The organism is Geobacter sp. (assembly GCA_009684525.1).
GTDB lineage: Bacteria > Desulfobacterota > Desulfuromonadia > Geobacterales > DSM-12255 > Geoanaerobacter.
Genome location: WKKR01000005.1, coordinates 147,899 through 165,498, shown reverse-complemented (window position 1 = coordinate 165,498; position 17,600 = coordinate 147,899). Strand labels below are relative to the sequence as shown.

Below are 17,600 nucleotides of genomic sequence, written 5' to 3'. Positions count from 1 at the left end.
GCTCCGCAATATACGTGCTTCTTCAGGCAATACGGACAAACCCGAGTCGTTTTATGAGCGGAGGAGGCGTGGACAAGACCGCCAAGATGCTGATGCAGGGTAACGAGGCCCTGGCCCGCGGTCTGGTGGAGCATGGCTGCGCTGTTGCGGCTTCCTATCCCGGCACACCGGCATCGGAAATCCTGACGGCGGTGCAGACCTGGCAGAAGGCCACAGGCGCGGTCATGCATGTCGAATGGGCGGTCAACGAAAAGGTCGCCTTCGAAATTGCCTATGCCGCCAGCCAGAGCGGCCTGCGTGCTGCCACCGCCATGAAGCAGGTGGGGCTCAACGTGGCTGCCGATCCCCTCATGAGCGCCGCCTATCTCGGCACGGTCGGCGGCTTCGTGGTGGTCTCGGCCGACGATCCCGGCCCCCATTCCTCACAGACGGAACAGGATTCGCGGCTGATGGCCATGATGGCCAAGATCCCGGTCCTCGATCCCGCCTCCCCCCTGGAGGCGAAGGAGCTGACCGCCGTCGCCTTCGAGCTCTCCGAGGCCTTCCGCCTGCCGGTCATGATCCGCCCCACCACCAGGGTCTGCCATGCCTGCCAGGACATCTCCCTCGGGCCGGTGGAACAGTTGGGCCGCACGGCCGACTTCCGCAAGGACCCTGCCCGTTGGGCCGCCACCCCGGTATTTCGCTATAAACTCCACCTGGAACTGAACGACAAGCTGGCCCGGATTGCGGCGTGGGAGCCGACGGCACCGCGCCGCCTGAACCCGCAGGCAGTCGGCCGCACGGCGATTGTCGCATCCGGCGTTGCCGCTGCCCATGCCGAGGAGATCCTCAAGTCGCTCGACCTGTGGGACGACCTGCCGCTCTACCAGGTCCTCCAGCCCTTTCCGCTGCATACCACCTTCATCTACCAGGTGCTGGCCGCCTATGACGAGATCCTCTGTCTCGAAGAGACCGTCGGCGTCATCGAGCTGCAACTGCGGGACCGCTACAAGGTGCTGGGGAAGGAGAGCGGCACCGTTCCGGCTGCCGGCGAACTGCTCCCCGACGTGGTGGAGCGGATCATTGCCGACTGCTCCGGCGTGCAGCTGCCGCCCCAGCCCCAGGCCCCGACCGGTGGCGGACGCCGGCCCACCCTCTGTCCCGGTTGCCCCCATCGCGCCAGTTTCTATGCCATCAAGCGGGCAGCTCCCAAGGGGATCTATCCGTCGGACATCGGCTGCTATACCCTCGGGCTCAACCTGGGCGGGGTCGATACCGTGCTCTGCATGGGGGCCGCCCTTGGACAGGCGGCCGGGTTCTATCATGCCTACCGGATCTCCGGCATGGAGCAGGACATCGTTGCCACCGTAGGGGATTCCACCTTTTTCCATGCCTGCATCCCGCCGCTGATCGACGCCGTGGTGCAGGGGAGCCGCTTTGTCCTGGTGATCCTCGATAATGCCACCACCGCCATGACCGGCAACCAGCCGACGCCGGCCCACGGCACCGAAGCCGGCCGGCCGGTGGATATCGCGGCAGTGGTGGAGGGGTGCGGGGTTCGTTTCTGCAGGACCGGCGATCCCCTCGACCTCCCCGGCTTTACCCGGCTGGTCAAGGAGGCGGTGGCGTTCGCCCGCAGCGACAGCGTGGCGGTGGTCATCGCCAAGAGCCCCTGCCTGGTCGACCGGAACCGGCTCCCGGCCAGACGGCCGCAGGCACGCGTCGACGACACCTGCACCGGCTGCAAGGTCTGCACGAGCCAGTTCGAGTGCCCGGCGCTCGTCTTTGACGAAGCGAGCGGCAAGGTGACCGTGGACCAGATGGTCTGCAACGGCTGCGCGGTTTGTATCGACGTCTGCCCGTCGCGCTCCATCAAGGGGGGGGAGGGGGCGTGAAGAGCCAGCAACTGATCATCAGCGGCGTTGGCGGTCAGGGTATCCTGTTCGTCACCCGCCTTCTGGCCGAGACGGCCATTGCCCAGGGCTTGCCGGTCCTGACCTCGGAGACCCACGGCATGGCCCAGCGCGGCGGGATCGTCATCTCCCACCTCAAGATCGGTCCGTTCACAAGCCCGTTGGTCAGGCCGGGCCGGGCTGACGGCCTCCTCTCGCTCAAGTCCGAGACGGTTCCCCTGCACCGGCATTTCCTGCGGCCCGGCGGATGGATCGCGGCAAATGCCCTGCCGATCCAGATCGTGGAGACCGAGCATCCGGTGGCAACGGTGGATGCTGATACCGCGGCGCTCTCCCTGGGCAACCCCCAGGCGGTGAACCTGATCGTGCTGGGCCGCGCCCTGGCAGAGCCGGGACGACTGTTCTGCACGGCAGCGGAGGTCGAGGAGACGATCCGCCGCAAGCTGGCCGCAAGGCCCTCTCTGCTGGAAGGGGCGCTGACCGCCCTTCGGGCCGGATTAACATCCACCACTGAGACACGGAGACACGGAGAACGACACAATCCTTGAACCTGCGAGGGGGGCGTAACCCGCCCTGTTCCCCGGTTGTGGAAACGTCTTCTTCCGAAGTTTTACCCCCGGTTTTCTCCGTGCCTCCGTGGTGGGTTCTACAAGGAGTCATATCTTCATGCTGAAACGATTTCCCCCTGCCGCGACCGATGCTGCGGGCCTTGCGGCTCACCAGCTGCGGGGATTGCAATGGACGGTCAGGCACGCCTTTGAAAATTCGCCGTTTTATCGCGACAAGCTGACCGCCGCCGGGATCGTCCCCGACGACATCCGTTCGCTGGACGACCTGCGCCGTCTCCCCTTCATCACTGCCCAGGACCTTGCCGACGGCTACCCCTTTGCGCTCCGCTCCGTCCCCTTTGAGAGCCTGGTGCGGATTCACGCTTCCTCCGGGACCACCGGCAAGCGGAAGATCCTCTGCTACACCCAGAAGGACATCGACGACTGGCAGAACATGTTTGCCCGCTGTTACGAGCTGGCCGGGCTGAGCCGGGAGGACCGGGTCCAGATCGCCGTCGGCTACGGGCTCTGGACCGCCGGCATCGGTTTCCAGCTCGCCTGCGAGCGCTTCGGCGCCCTGGCCGTTCCGGTGGGGCCGGGCAACCTGGAGATGCAGACCACCTTCCTGATCGACCTGCAGGCGACGGTCTTCTGCTGCACCGCCTCCATGGGGCTCCTTTTGGCCGAGGAGGTGCACCGCAAGGGGCTGAAGGATCGACTCAACCTGAAGAAGATCATTCTCGGGGCCGAACGTTCCAGTTCTGCCATGCTCGATACCATGCGGGAGTTCCTGGGGGTGGAGGAGATCTACGACATTACCGGCCTCACCGAGGTCTACGGCCCCGGCACCGGACTCTCCTGCAGCGCGAACCATGGCATCCACTACTGGGCCGATTACTACCTCCTGGAGGTGCTCGATCCCGAGACCCTTGAGCCGGCGGCACCCGGCGAGGTGGGGGAGATGGTCTACACCACGCTGGGCAAGGAAGGGGCACCGCTCATCCGCTACCGTTCCCGCGACCTGACCCGGCTGATCGCCGGGGAGTGCCCCTGCGGCTGTACGCTGCCCCGTCATGACCGGATACTCGGCCGCTCCGACGACGTGGTCATCTTCCGCGGGGTCAATATCTATCCCGGCCAGGTGGACGAGATCCTCAACAGGGTCCAGGGGGTCGGCAGCGAATACCAGGCCCTGTTCGACCATGGTGCGGACGGTCGCGACTACATGCTGATCCGGATCGAGCGTGCCAGAAACGGCGAGGCCCTTCCCGACGAACAGGTGGTGAAGCAGATCGTCTCAGGTGTCAAGCACACCCTGCTGGTAACCTGCCAGGTAGAGCTGCTGGACAACGGCGTCCTGCCCCGGTCCGAGCGGAAGACGAAAAGGATTTTCGACAATCGGCGATTCGAATGACGCCGTTACCATGAACGTGAATCCATGACGACTGCCGGGCCGCTACGCTCCGCGTGCCGCTCGAACCGCCGCTGTACGGCTCATTCCGCTACCGGCCGGCAACTCACCCGTTCGGGCTCAAACAGGCAGGCCGGTTGACGCTCGATTTCGCCTACAGCGGCTGGCTCTCGGGCACAGTCGCTTCGTCGACCCGGCATCTGTCACGGATTATGAATGAATCATGCAAGGAGGTTGCAAATGAAAGCACGCACCCTGTTACTCGCCCTCGTCACCCTGCTGGCCGCCCTGGTCGGGGGGGCCTCTGCCGAGACCATCACCCTGACCTATGCCAACTTCCCGCCGGCAGCGACCTTCCCGAGCGTCCAGATGGAGCGCTGGGCCAAGGAGCTCGAGAAACGGACCGGAGGCAAGGTGAAGGTGAAGACCTTCCCCGGCGGCACCCTGCTGAATGCCAAGAACATGCTGGAAGGGGTCACTTCGGGCTCCGCCGACATCGGCAACTTTGCCATGAGCTACCAGCCCGGCCGCTTCCCGGTATCCGAGGCAGTGGACCTCTACCACGGCTTCACCAGCGCCACGGTCGCCAGCCAGGTGCTGTTCGACCTGGTGCAGAAGTACCAGCCCAAGGAGTTCGAGAAGGTCAAGGTGATTACCCTCTTTACCTGCCCTCCCACCAACATCATGACCAGGAACCCGGTCAGAAAGCTCGCCGACCTGAAGGGGGTCGAGCTGCGGGTGGCAGGGACCAGCGCCGAGGTGCTGAAGCGTCTGGGCGGCGTTCCGGTGGCCATGCCCCAGTCCGAGACTCCGGAGGCGATCCAGAAAGGGGTGGTGAAGGGGATGATCTCGTCGCTGGAGATCCTCCAGGACTTCAAATTCGCCGCCTATACCCCCAATGTCACCATAGCCAACCTGCCGGTGGTCTCTTTTGCCGTGGTCATGAACAAGTCCCGGTGGGATGCGCTTCCGGCTGACGTCAAGAAGGCGATCGACGGGCTCTCCCGCGAGCAGGCGGTCTGGACCGGCGAGTATGTGGACCAGCACGTCAGGGAAGCCCTGGCCTGGTCGGCCAGGGAGTACAAGCTGCAGCAGTTCGCCCTGTCGCCGGCAGAGCAGCAGCAGATCGGCCGGCTTCTGGCCCCCATGACCGATGAATACATCCGAAAGGTGGACGCCAAGGGTTTGAACGGCAGGCAGATTGTCACCGACGTGCGGGCGCTGAAGGCGAAGTACGAGAAGCCGGCCAAGTTGGCAAAACCGGCGAAGAAAAAGAAATAGTTCCGGCGCAAGGTTTTTCATGGACCGACTGATCAGCTATTGTTCCCGCTTCTTCATGGTTGTCGGCGGCAGCGCCCTGCTGCTGCTGGTGCTGCTCGCCACCGGCAATGTGGCGCTCCGCCTTTTCCACATCCCCTTTGCCGGGACCTACGAGATCGTCTCCTTTCTCGGGGCGCTGGTGACGGCCGGCGCCCTTGCCCACACCCAGCGGCGAAAGGACCATATCATGGTGGATATCCTGACCGACCGGTTCCCGCCGTTGATCAAGCGGCTCCTCGACGCTGTGAGCGACGGCCTGGCGGCTCTCCTCTTCGGCATCGCCTCGTGGCAGGTCTACCGGTGGGGGGAAAACCTGCGCATGAGCGGCGAGTTGTCGGAAACCCTGCAGCTTAAGTACTATCCCTTTGTCTACGGGGTTAGCGCGGGTTTTGCCCTGCTGACCCTGGTGCTGGTCATCCAGATGTGCGGGGCCATCCTGCGCAAAGCGGAAGGTGAGGAATGACGGCCCTGTTCTGCCCCATACTGCCCGAAAAGAGAGGATATCTGTTGTGACCGGTCCGATGATGGGCTTAACCGGCATTGGCGTCATGCTCCTGATGCTCTTTTTCCTCCGGATACCCGCGGCGTTCGTCATGATGCTGGTGGGATTCTTCGGTTTTGCCGCTGCCACCTCCTTTGACGCGGCCTGTTCCATGCTCGGGAGCGAGCTCTGGTCCAGTTTTTCCAATTACGGCCTGACGGTCATCCCGCTCTTCATCCTGGTGGGCGAGATTGTTCACTATGCCGGCTACAACAACGGCCTCTACTTTGCCACGTACAAGTGGTTCGGCCACTATCGGGGAGGGCTGGCCATGACCACCATCATGGCCTCGGCCGCCTTTTCCGCCATCAGTGGCTCCAACACCGCCACCGCCGCCACCATGAGCGCCGTGGCGATCCCGGCGATGAAGGAATACAAGTACCATCCGCTCCTGAACGCCGGGTCGGTGGCTGCCGGCGCCACCCTGGGGGTATTGATCCCGCCGAGCATCGTCCTGGTCGTCTACGGGCTCTATACCGGCCAGTCCATCGGCAAGCTCTTCTTCGGCAACGTCATCCCGAGCGCGGTGCTGACGACCCTGATCCTTGCCACCGTCGTCGTCATCTGCCGGCTGCACCCCGAATGGGGTCCGGCCGGGCCGAAGAGCGGCTGGCGCGAGCGTTTCCAGGCCCTGCCCGAGGCGATCGACATCCTGGTGCTGTTCGGCATCATCATGTACGCCCTTTTTACCGGCGTGGTCACCGCCACCGAGGCTGCGGCGGTCTCCTGCTTCCTGGCCCTGGTCATCTGCACCCTGCGGCGCAAGCTGACCTGGAAGAAGCTGGGGGGCGCCTTCATCGACACCCTGCGGATCTCCTGCATGGTTTTCATGATCGTGGCCGGGGCGCTCATCTTTGCCAAGTTTCTCACCGTCACCCGACTGCCGGCCGAGACGGCAGAGTGGATCGGCACCCTGCAGCTCCCCAACTGGATGGTGCTCTGGATGATCCTCATCTGCTACATCATCGGCGGCTGCATCATGGATGCCCTGGCATTCCTGCTGGTGTCACTCCCCATCTTCTACCCCCTGGTCACGCAGTTGGGGTATGATCCGATCTGGTTCGGCCAGGTGATCACCATCGTTACCACCATGGGTTCCATCATGCCCCCCATCGGCATCTGCTGCTATGTGGTATCCGGCATGTCGGGGATACCCCTCGGTACGGTTTTCAGGAGCGGGCTCTACTATTTCCCCTCCTATATCATCTCCATCGTCATCCTGATGGCTTCCCCCTACTGGACCGTTCTGGTGCTGTCCGACCTGGTACGTTGACCGGTCGTAAAGGATCGGCATACCCCTGCCGATAGAGAGATACATATGGGTGAGCGGGAACTGTTCATAGGCCGTCAGCCGATCCTCGACCGGAAGCAGCGGATCGTCGGGTTCGAGCTCCTGTTCCGGGCCGGCGATCACCAGCATGCCGACATCACCGATTATCTCCAGGCCTGCGCCAGCGTCATCAACGAGGCCCTGACCGAATTCGGCATGCAGGGGCTTCTGGGGCGTCACAAGGGGTACATCAACATGGTCACTCCCCTGTTGATGTCCGAGAGCGTGGAACTGCTCCCCCGTGAACAGGTGGTGATCGAGCTGATCGAATCGGTGCCGCTGTACGACCAGGATGTGGTCCAGCGCTGCCAGGAACTCAAGGCCAAGGGGTTCACCCTCGCTCTGGACGATCACTGCTTCGATGCGGGGCTGGAATCGTTCTACCCCCTGGTGGATGTCATCAAGATCGACGTGCTCAATAAGGGGAGAGACGATCTCAGGCAGGTCGTGGAGAGTTTCAGTCGCTGGTCAGTGACCCTGGTGGCGGAAAAGGTGGAGACCGAAGAGCAGTTCCAGACCTGCCGGGACCTGGGGTTCGACCTGTTCCAGGGCTATTATTTCGCCCGGCCCGTGGTGCTGCGCAAGAACAGCCTCGAACCCGGCGAAGCGATCATCCTCAAGCTGATCAAGCAGGTGCTTGCCGATGACGATATCTCGCATATCGAGGAGACCTTCCGCCGGCATCCCAACCTGACCTATAACCTCCTGCGGTTGGTGAATTCCGTCGGGGTTGGCGTGCGCCAGAAGATCAGCTCGGTCCGGCATGCCATCACGGTCCTGGGGCGCGAGCAGCTGCTCCGCTGGCTGCAGCTGGCGATCTATGCCAGTCGCGACGTACGGGGATCGCAGAACCCGCTGCTGGAGATCGCTGCCATGCGCGGCAGGCTGATGGAACTCCTGGAGCAGGGGAGGGCAGGGAACACACCCGGGCTCCAGGCCGATTCCGCGTTCATGGCCGGGGTCCTCTCCCTCCTCGACGTCCTCTTCCGGGTGCCGATGACCGAGCTGGCAGAGGGGCTCAACCTCTCCGACGAGATCCATCTGGCGCTGCTCGACCGGAAGGGGGAGCTGGGAACCCTGCTGGCGCTTGTGGAGCGGCTGGAACAGTACGATTTTTCCTCGGCCTCGGACCTGGTGCAAAAGCTCGGGATCAGCAACGAACGGCTGCTGGCCGCCGAGGTGGAGGCGATCAAGTGGTCCAGCCGCCTGATCGAGTGACGGCCGGCGACGGCGATCGCTTGCCCCGCCTGGCTGGCGGTTGCCGAATAATCTGGTAGTATCGTTTCTGTCAGTACAAATCCATTTCTGCAGGGGAGGAGCCGGATAGTGAGTTCGATCAGTTTTGAAGAGATCATGTTCACCATCATGTCCGCTACCCAGGACACCTTCAAAAGCTACCTGAACATGGAGATCTTTGCCGGCAAGGTGGAGAAGAAGGTGGAGCCTCTGGACTCGGACGTTGTCGGCATCGTCGGCATCGCCGGGGACCGGGTCGGCTATATCATCTTTACCGCCGAGAAGGGGACCGCGCTGCTGGTCGCCAAGGAGCTCCTGATGATGGACGAGCCGGATGAGGAGTCGATCCGCGACTCCGTCGGCGAGCTCACCAACAACATCGCCGGGGTCTTCAAGTCCAAGTATCACGAGCAGTACGGGCATGTTGCCCTGGGGCTGCCGCTGGTGGTATCCGGCAAGATCAGGCCGCTCAGCGAGCCGCCCGAGCCCGCTGCCGAAGCGCCGAGCATGAACGTGCAGTGCAAGGGCGTCACCATCCCGTTCCGTTCCCTGGACGGGACCATTTCATTCCGCGTCATGGTTTACATGGGGTAAGACAATGAAGGTAGTCGCATTCAATGGAAGCGCTCGCAGGGACGGCAACACCTCGCTCCTGATCAGGCATGTTTTTAGCGCCCTGGAAGGGGAAGGGATCACCACCGAGCTGGTCCAACTGGCCGGCAAGCCGCTTCGGGGTTGCACCGCCTGCTATCGCTGCTTTGCCACCAAGGACTGCCGCTGCGCCCTGGTCGACGACGATATGAACAGCCACATCGCCAAGATGGCCGAAGCGGACGGGATCATCATCGGTTCCCCCACCTACTTTGCCGGGGTCACGTCCGAGACCAAGGCGCTCATCGACCGCTGCGGCATGGTCGGCCGGGCCAACGGCGACCTCTACCGGCGCAAGGCCGGCGCGGCCGTCGTCGCCGTCCGCCGGGGCGGGGCGATTCACGCCTTCGACACCATCAACCACTTCTTCACCATCGGCCAGATGATCATTCCCGGTTCCAGCTACTGGAACATCGGCATCGGCCGTGAGGTCGGCCAGGTCGAATCCGACGAGGAAGGGGTCAGGACCATGCAGGTCCTGGGGCAGAACATGGCCTGGTTGCTCAAACGGATCTGCACGTAAGACGCAAGCGACGTCGAGGGTCGTCCATGAAATGGGGCAGGGTACGCAAGCGGATTATGCGACCTTTGCCCCGTTTTTCTTTGAGAGTGTTTTTCACGGATTGTTTCTTCAGGTAGTTCACCCGCCGCTACGTTGTCTCGCTCCCTGTCCGGTTATTAAATAATATGTGATCGTATATATTTCGCCCCCAGTGCATCAGTTTATGGACGAATGTATACGATCATGTACTTTATGCTGGTAATTTAACATAAATCTGCATGGCACTGGCTCAGGCAATCGGCCTCGATGTGCCGCGTTCATTCATCCACTAACACGGCGACTCCCGCGTATTCATCGTCAAACGGTACGATCGCGTTGCATCCGGAGATGGTATCAGGAGGCTGCATCAGGAAGACTTCTGTCAGGCGCTCCGCATTCACCCCGAGTTCAAGTACGAGACCGAGGGAGGGCCGGCTCTGGCTGCCTGTTTCGACCTGGTCCGGCACACCAGCAGGACGTCCGGGAAGGATCTGCTGTCGCTGTTGAACTGGGTGATCTTCAACTATCTGATCGGCAACTCCGATGCCCATGCCAAAAACATATCGCTCCTGCTCCTGCCGGAAGGCCCGGTGCTGGCCCCATTTTACGATCTGATTCCGACACGGGTGTATGCCCATTACGGTCTGGCATCCGGTATGGCGATGAAGATCGACGTACATGTCAATAACATTGGGAATCTTAACAATGGCTACTCCTGATGATCTTACCAATAACGAAACAACTATGTGCGCGCATTGCTCTCTTGATACAACACCTGGGACGTATACTATAACACAATCATATTACAATAGTCCTATGATGCTGAAGCTAAATAGGCAGGGAGACGGTAAAGGAAAACTTACAATAGAAGGGGAGCTTGTAGTAAAATCCAAAACTAATGCTTCATTTAATAATTTTACTATCAATGAGGCGATTCCGCAGGTGATTTCGGTTGATTATTCAGGCCGTCAGGATTCGGCAGGCTATTATTTTTGGCAGGGACAAGTAAAATGTGAGTTCACCATTGACGAAGGCAGTGGAGATTATTTCACGTTGCTCCCTGCTGCAAGTGCTGAATATGTGAATTTTAAGATGGATAAAATATCAGCAGTATTTGATGCATGCAGTTTGGGTATTGAGTCATTCAGGATATCTCCAAGTTCAACATTTACTCCCTCTAGTGGAGGTTCTATCAACTTCAGCAGCACAATCAATGATACTTCAGACCAAGCCATATATTGGACCCTTTCCGTGCTTGATCAGACCTTTAACGGCAGTGGTAATTCCGTAAACGCAACATGGGATGGTAAAAAGGGCGATGGAACGGTTGTGTTGCCCGGGTCTTATTCAGCAACCCTTACCGCTACAACTGCCGACGGCCAATGCAGTGACAGCAAAACCATCAACTTCGCGGTGATCCCTCCCCCTGACGGCCAGTGCGGTCTTTATGTGCAGTTTGGATCTTCTGCTCATATGCCCAGCGGCAACCTGAACCACTCCCAGAACCTTTTCAGCACTCAAGGTGGCAGTCTCCCCTTGGGGCTTACCCTCTATTACAACAGCCTCGATCCCCATGACGGCACTCTCGGTCGCGGTTGGAGCCACAACTATGACATCTCTCTCAAAGAGAATCCCGACGGTTCGGTGCTGATCTCCAAGGGGGACATGAAATACGACTATTTCACGCTGACAAATGGTGCATATGCCCCCCAGGCTGGCAATTATGCGACGTTGGCAAAGAATGGAGATGGCACTTTTACCCTGACTGAAAAGGACGGCCAGGCATTGGCCTTCTCCGACGATGGAAAACTCGTCACCACCATCGATCGCAATGGCAATACCTTAACCTTCACCTATGGCAGTGACGACCTCACAGCTGTAACCGATCCTTTTGGTCGAACCGCCAACTTCACCTACGATTCAGCACACCATCTGGTTTCGGTTACCGATCAAGCCGGTAATGTCTACTCCTTTACTGTCGGGGCGACCTTGTCCGGCATTACACTGCCTGATAGTGCCACCTGGCAGTACACCTATGACGACAACGCCTACATGCTCACCAAGACTGATCCGGTGGGTACTGTTACCAGCTACGCTTACGACGACAGACAGCGGGTGATCTCGTCCGTTGATTCCGAGGGGAGAACCAGGGACATCGCCTATCCCCTGACAACCGATGCGGTGAGATCAAGCACATTCACTGAAAAGGATGGCGGAGTCTGGATGTACACCTACGATACTCTGAAAGGCACCCTCAGCAGCAAGACCGATCCGCAGGGGGGCGTGACGAACTACACTTACGATGTCGCCGGGAACCGGACATCCACTGCCTACCCGGACAGCTCGACCACCACAGCAACTTATGATGCCAGGGGAAATATGCTCACGAGTACCGATGCCCTCAATCAGACAACTCGGTACACATACAACAATTTTGGTCAGGTAACCGGCATTACGGACCCGTTGGGGGGAGTCACTACATACACCTATGATGACAAAGGAAACATGATTGCTCTGGCTGATCCTGGCGGTGCGACGACGAAATACGAATACGATGCCAAGGGAAACATTATCAAGATCACTGATTCCTCAGGGGTGATAACCGGCTACACATATGACTTGAATGGCAATCTGGTTGCCGTTACGGATAACGGTGGTGCAATTACCCGCTACGACTATGACAACGCGGGCAATGTCGCTTCCATCGCCGATCCTGAAGGAGCGGTAACGCGATTCGTCTACAATGCCAGGAACAGTCTGATCAAGACAATAGATCCCAATGGCAACAGCTGGATGATCAGTTACGACGCCAACGGCAACAAACTCTCCGGCACCGACGCCAACGGCAACGTCACCAAGTACGAGTACAACAGCCAGAACCAACTCATCAAGATCGTCGACACAATGGGTAATGTCACCATCTATGCTTATGGAGGCAGCGCCTGTCCATCCTGCGGTGGCAGTACCGACAAACTTACGAGTGTCACGGATGCCAACAGCAATGTCACTCGCTACACCTATGATCAACTCGGGAGGCTCGTCACGGAAACCGATCCCTTGGGCAACGCGACCAGCTACTCCTACGACCTAAAAGGGAACCTGACAGCCAAGACCGATGCCAACGGCAACACGATCAGTCTCAGCTACGACGCCAATGACAGGCTGCTGAAAAAGACATATCCCGACGGAAGCGAGGAGACCTATACTTATGATGCCAGGGGGAATGTTCTCTCTGCTGCCAATAAGGACATCTCCTATGTATTCAGCTATGATGCGGCCGGCAGGATGCAGAGCAGTGCCGATTCGAACGGCAAAGCCCTTCAGTATTCCTACGACACCGCTGGCAGAAAGACCAAGACCATTTATCCCGAAGGCTCGGTAGTCAGCTATGTCTATGATGACACCGGCAGACTGGCAAGCATCACCAACGGCGGGGGACGGCAATACAGCTACAGCTACGACAAGCTCGGCAGGCGGACAAAACTTACCTATCCCAATGGCACAACAGCGAGCTACACCTATGACGCTAAAAGCAACCTCACCAGCCTGATCCACAAAACCTCCACCGGCAAGGTCATCAACAGCTTCAGCTATACCCATGACAAGGTGGGTAATCGCTTGACAAAAGCAGAGCCGGATATAACGTTCAACTATGGCTATGATCCGGTCTACCGGTTGTTGAGCGCCTTGCCGACAAAGCCGCACGGTAGAGGTGGTCTGCAGGGGCACAAAGCAGAAAACTACAGCTACGACCCGGTTGGTAACCGTTTAACCGGTCCACACGACCAAGAGACTTACGCCTACGGGCCGGGCAATGAACTGCTCACGACGCGGTATCTGCAATTTGGCTACGACAAAAACGGCAACCGGATTGAAAAAGCCCGGCTGCATCAAGAAGGGCACAACAAAGGCGAGCAGCACGACCATGATGGCAATCGTTATGGCAACGGAAAATGGTCGTATAGCTTCGACTTTGAAAACCGGTTGATCAAGGCGGAGAAGAAGCACGGGCACGAAGCGACAATTGTCACCTTCAAATACGATCCCTTTGGCAGAAGGATTGAAAAACGGATTCGTGAGGGCGAAAATTGCCGGAGTAATGATGAGGTAATCCACACCTACGTCTACGACGGACAGGCGATCATCCTCGAAACCGAAACCACGGGCGACGGGCGCAATCGAATAACTGAGCCCACGAAATACGTCCATGGCCCAAATATCGACCAACCACTGGCGATGGAACGGGATGGGAAAATCTATTATTACCACGCCGATGGGGTGGGGAGCGTCTTTGCCCTGTCCGATTCAGCGGGCAGGGTTATCCAGACGTATGAGTATGATTCGTTCGGGAATATGCAATCTCAGAAAAACCGTATCGAGCAGCCTTTCACTTATACCGCCAGGGAGTGGGATAAGGAGACTAGGCTCTACTACTACCGCGCAAGGTACTACGATCCGATGGAGGGGAGGTTTATCCAAAAAGACCCAATTGGCTTCAATGGAGGCATCAACGTCTATGTATACACGTCAAATAATCCAATCAATAGAACCGATCCATCTGGATTAACAGATAGATATTCTTGGTGTGGTAAAAAGCCTGGATGCAAGAAATTAACTGACTGGGCGTGTAATTACTCAGAAGGTGCAAAAAAATACTGTTGTAAAGCAGATCTAGATTGTTGTATGTCAGATATTGACCCGCAAGATCCAGGGTTAGAAGGAAAAATTAAAGACTGTTATAATGAGTTTAGTTCATGTGTGCAGAATATTAAGCCGTCTAAAGATAGAGAGCCGTTGAAACCACCGCCTGGCACCGATAGATACCCTTCACCGCCTGGTCGTGGAAATCCAAATACAAATTATCCCAACTGGTAGAGTCTATTATGAATACATTGAAATATATATCAGTTGATATTTTTACTGTGGCAATTATAATTGTGTTAGGAATGTTATTACAGATGCACATCCCACGTCCTGGTCTAGATTATGTATTAGTAGGACTAGCGTGCTTATTCATAGGAATATTTTTTAAAAGTGGTGCTATTCACGGATTAACTATAAGTGTTGAGTTTATGGTCATCTTGATTGCAGTTTTGTTAATTATTGGAAGGCATGGTTCAATACCAATTGCAGGTATATTGGACAAAGATATTTTAATTCCTCTCCTGCCTCTTATTCCTATTGGAATCTTGACTGGTATGGTTGGTGAGAGAATAAGTAAAACTGTATCTCATTAAAAGATTTGAGCAGGTCATGCACAACTGCCGTAACGGTCGTCTTGTCCACCGTATTACCATTTTCTTTCTCACTCTCCTTACGATAAGTAGTTGTCCCTGAAATATTATAACAGCTTGGGGGGGATAGAGGGACGCCCTTTATATATTTACATTTGCTTGATTTTTACCTCATTAATACCTATCTGCTTTCGCGAGAAGTGGCGTGGATATCACATCCCCTGTCCCCGGAACATCTGTCGGAGGGGAAAAGGTTATGCTGACCGGCTACCTGAATGGTATGCCGTTTCCCTAGTTGACAGCCCGATATCCGCACTATAAAATGTCTATAGTAAAATAGACATTTGGGAGGCATCCATGAACGCTTCTATTCTCGATCTGCGTTACAGGACAAGTGATATTCTGGCCGCCCTGGACAACCGGGAGCAGATCACCATTCTTTACCACGGCAAGCCGAAGGGGACCATCATTCCGTTGGATGATTCCACCGCAGGCAAGGTTTGCGATCACGAGTTCTTCAACATGTACGCCAGGGACACCGAGCCGGTGGAAGACGTTATGGCGCGTCTGCGCGGCGGCCGTCATGATCTTTGATACCGACATCTTCATCTGGGTTCAGCGAGGCAATACCAGGGCAGCCGCATTGATCGACGGAGCAAAGGACCGGTTTCTCTCCGTCCAGACCTATATGGAGCTGCTTCAGTGCGCTAAGGACAAACAGCAGCAACGCCTGGTGAAACGCTTTATCTCGGATTTCCGTTTTTCCGTACTGCCGCTGACGGAGAACATAGGCCACAGGGCGCTGGTTTACATCGAGGAATATGGCCTGTCGTCCGGCATGAGGGCGGGCGATGCCATCATTGCCGCCACCGCTTCGGAAAATTCCATGCCGCTGGCGACCGGCAATGCCAAGCATTTCAAGGCAGTCAAGGAGTTGGAATTGAAGGTGTTCAGGCCCTAGCTCCTGTTTTTATTCAGGCGAAGATGCGGGGCAGGGGCGGCGCGCAAAAAAGCGCGGCTCCTGCCCCGTTTTTCGTGGTGGTGTTCGCCTGCTCCGCCAAAAAGTTCTTGAATATCCTTCTGCTCTGTGCTACTTATTACCACTTTCGACGGCGGCATGGGGCCGCCACACTCCTTGCTCCGGGTGGGACCGGGGCTGACCAAACCGTGAGGAGGCAGTATGATTAGGATGTACGAGACGATTTTCATCGTCCAGCCTGAACTGGTAGATGATGAGCTCAAAGGGCTCACTACCAAGGTTCAGGACGTTGTAGCCACCATGAAGGGTGACCTGAGGAAGCTTGACGACTGGGGGCTCAGGAAACTGGCCTACCCCATCGACAAGTTCAACCGCGGCCGCTACTTCTATCTCCGCACCGACGGCGATGCCGCAATGATCGCCGAACTGGAGCGCCGTCTCCGTCTTGACGACAAGGTGATCCGTTACCAGACCGTCAAGCTGGAGAAGGAAACCGTGGCCCCGGCTGCAGCCCAGCCGGCAGCCCCCGAGGCAGCAGCTGCCGAAGAGCCGGCAGCAGCCGAATAATCAACGAACGGGAGGATTGAGATAGATGAGCGAAGAGAGAGCACCACAACAGAGAAGTTCCGGCCCGCGCAAGAAGCGGCCGTTTCAGCGTCGCAAGGTATGCCGGTTCTGCGCAGACAAGCAGATCACCATCGATTACAAGGACCCCCGCACCCTCCGCTACTTCATCACCGAACGGGGCAAGATCATCCCGCGCCGGATCTCCGGTAACTGCTCCAAGCATCAGCGCGAGATCACCGAGGCAGTGAAGCGGGCACGCAACCTCGCCCTGCTGCCGCTGGCCGGCACGCACGTCATGCCCTAGGGTGGATGCCCAATGACTTTTCCCGGTTCGGGAGTCCTGTTGGATATCCTCAAGGGAAGCGTCGCAACGATTGCCCTTTTTCTGGCCTATGCAACCGTGCCGCTGTTCGGAGTGATCGGCGGCATGTTTGCACCCCTTCCCGGCATCCTCATCACCCTGCGGGGTGGGAGGGTCGTCGGTGCCGCCATCGTCCTGGTGACCTCGGTTACCCTGACGCTGGTGGGGGATCTGTCGGTCACGGCCCTCTACCTGGTGCAGTGCGCAACCGTTTCCCTGCTCCTGCCGATTTTCCTGACCGGACGGACCACCTCCAGGGCCATCGTCTATACGGCCTCCGGCAGCCTGGCGACCATGCTCGCCCTGGGTATCGGCTTTGCCGCCATCCGTGGCGTCAACCTGGATGCCCAGGTCGTGAAGTGGCTCAATGCCAGTATCAGCCAGACCGCCGCGATCTATGCCAAGAGCGGGCTCAAGGGTGAAGACCTGGAGGCCATCCAGCAGGCCATGCAGCAGGGTGGCGTGTTCCTGGGCCGTGCCTATCCGGCGCTGGTGGTGATCAGCCAGCTCTTCATCGTCATGCTCAACGTGCTGGCGCTGAACGGATTCAGCCGGCGCTGGCAGCTGCCGGTCGCCATCGACGATTTCCGCCAGTTCCGCAACCCGGAACAGCTGGTCTGGATCGTCATTGTTGCCGGCTTCTCCCTGCTGATCGATAACGACATCGTGGCACGGGGAGCGCTCAATCTCCTGCTGGTGGGGCTGTTTGCCTATTTCATCCAGGGGATGGCGGTGATTGCCCACTTTTTCGACCGTTTCAGCGTCCCGGCGCTGGGACGCTACCTGCTCTACTTTTTCCTGGCGCTGCAGCCCTACCTGGCGGTGGTGGTGGCGGCCCTGGGGCTGTTCGACCTCTGGGGGAATTTCCGTGCCCCCAGGAATGTGACAAAGGAACCGTAACCCCCCTGCCCGCAGGTCGCGGAGAGGGAAACCGGCGCATCTTCCGTGCGCCGCAACAAACCTGTGCATACAGGCTAGGAGGAAGA

Annotated in this window: 17 protein-coding genes; all 17 read left to right on the top strand. The window is 58.2% G+C overall.

The features are described from left to right. The first annotated feature begins 86 nt into the window (after nucleotides 1–86). Entirely contained in the window at nucleotides 87–1,877 is a 1,791-nt protein-coding gene (locus tag GJT30_15625) for an indolepyruvate oxidoreductase (protein MSM41046.1), read from the top strand. Further along, on the top strand, nucleotides 1,874–2,443 hold the full coding sequence (locus GJT30_15620) for an indolepyruvate oxidoreductase subunit beta (GenBank protein MSM41045.1): 570 nt from the start codon (nucleotides 1,874–1,876) through the stop codon (nucleotides 2,441–2,443). Before GJT30_15625 ends, GJT30_15620 begins: the two co-directional genes overlap by 4 nt. Nucleotides 2,444–2,561: 118 nt before the next feature. Next, nucleotides 2,562–3,857 (top strand): AMP-binding protein, encoded by a 1,296-nt coding sequence (locus tag GJT30_15615; protein ID MSM41044.1) that lies wholly within the window; start codon nucleotides 2,562–2,564, stop codon nucleotides 3,855–3,857. 237 nt (nucleotides 3,858–4,094) lie between these two features. After that, a complete protein-coding gene (locus tag GJT30_15610; protein MSM41043.1) occupies nucleotides 4,095–5,135 on the top strand; it encodes a C4-dicarboxylate ABC transporter substrate-binding protein in 1,041 nt (346 codons plus the stop codon). A 19-nt stretch (nucleotides 5,136–5,154) separates the two neighbouring features. Then, nucleotides 5,155–5,637: a TRAP transporter small permease subunit gene (locus GJT30_15605; GenBank protein MSM41042.1), complete on the top strand. Its 483-nt coding sequence runs from the start codon at nucleotides 5,155–5,157 to the stop codon at nucleotides 5,635–5,637. 46 nt (nucleotides 5,638–5,683) lie between these two features. Beyond that, on the top strand, nucleotides 5,684–6,988 hold the full coding sequence (locus GJT30_15600) for a TRAP transporter large permease subunit (GenBank protein MSM41041.1): 1,305 nt from the start codon (nucleotides 5,684–5,686) through the stop codon (nucleotides 6,986–6,988). Between the two features lie 45 nt (nucleotides 6,989–7,033). After that, nucleotides 7,034–8,263 (top strand): EAL domain-containing protein, encoded by a 1,230-nt coding sequence (locus GJT30_15595; protein ID MSM41040.1) that lies wholly within the window; start codon nucleotides 7,034–7,036, stop codon nucleotides 8,261–8,263. A gap of 108 nt (nucleotides 8,264–8,371) precedes the next feature. Next, the gene (locus GJT30_15590) at nucleotides 8,372–8,875 is read left to right on the top strand and encodes a chemotaxis protein CheX (GenBank protein MSM41039.1); all 504 of its coding nucleotides are present in this window, start codon (nucleotides 8,372–8,374) and stop codon (nucleotides 8,873–8,875) included. A 4-nt stretch (nucleotides 8,876–8,879) separates the two neighbouring features. Continuing rightward, nucleotides 8,880–9,455, top strand: coding sequence for a flavodoxin family protein (locus tag GJT30_15585; protein MSM41038.1), 576 nt, complete (start codon nucleotides 8,880–8,882; stop codon nucleotides 9,453–9,455). Between the two features lie 332 nt (nucleotides 9,456–9,787). Beyond that, complete coding sequence (locus GJT30_15580) at nucleotides 9,788–10,192, top strand: hypothetical protein (GenBank protein ID MSM41037.1); 405 nt, start codon at nucleotides 9,788–9,790, stop codon at nucleotides 10,190–10,192. Further along, the gene (locus GJT30_15575; GenBank protein ID MSM41036.1) at nucleotides 10,152–14,348 is read left to right on the top strand and encodes a hypothetical protein; all 4,197 of its coding nucleotides are present in this window, start codon (nucleotides 10,152–10,154) and stop codon (nucleotides 14,346–14,348) included. The genes GJT30_15580 and GJT30_15575 overlap by 41 nt, the downstream gene beginning before the upstream one ends. A gap of 8 nt (nucleotides 14,349–14,356) precedes the next feature. Continuing rightward, nucleotides 14,357–14,710: a hypothetical protein gene (locus GJT30_15570; protein ID MSM41035.1), complete on the top strand. Its 354-nt coding sequence runs from the start codon at nucleotides 14,357–14,359 to the stop codon at nucleotides 14,708–14,710. 354 nt (nucleotides 14,711–15,064) lie between these two features. Next, nucleotides 15,065–15,301, top strand: coding sequence for a type II toxin-antitoxin system Phd/YefM family antitoxin (locus GJT30_15565; protein ID MSM41034.1), 237 nt, complete (start codon nucleotides 15,065–15,067; stop codon nucleotides 15,299–15,301). After that, entirely contained in the window at nucleotides 15,291–15,668 is a 378-nt protein-coding gene (locus tag GJT30_15560) for a PIN domain-containing protein (GenBank protein ID MSM41033.1), read from the top strand. The genes GJT30_15565 and GJT30_15560 overlap by 11 nt, the downstream gene beginning before the upstream one ends. Nucleotides 15,669–15,887: 219 nt before the next feature. Beyond that, a complete protein-coding gene (rpsF, locus tag GJT30_15555; protein MSM41032.1) occupies nucleotides 15,888–16,253 on the top strand; it encodes a 30S ribosomal protein S6 in 366 nt (121 codons plus the stop codon). 25 nt (nucleotides 16,254–16,278) lie between these two features. Next, entirely contained in the window at nucleotides 16,279–16,557 is a 279-nt protein-coding gene (gene rpsR / locus GJT30_15550; protein MSM41031.1) for a 30S ribosomal protein S18, read from the top strand. Nucleotides 16,558–16,569: 12 nt separating this feature from the next. After that, a complete protein-coding gene (locus GJT30_15545; GenBank protein MSM41030.1) occupies nucleotides 16,570–17,514 on the top strand; it encodes a DUF2232 domain-containing protein in 945 nt (314 codons plus the stop codon). Nucleotides 17,515–17,600: the final 86 nt, after the last annotated feature.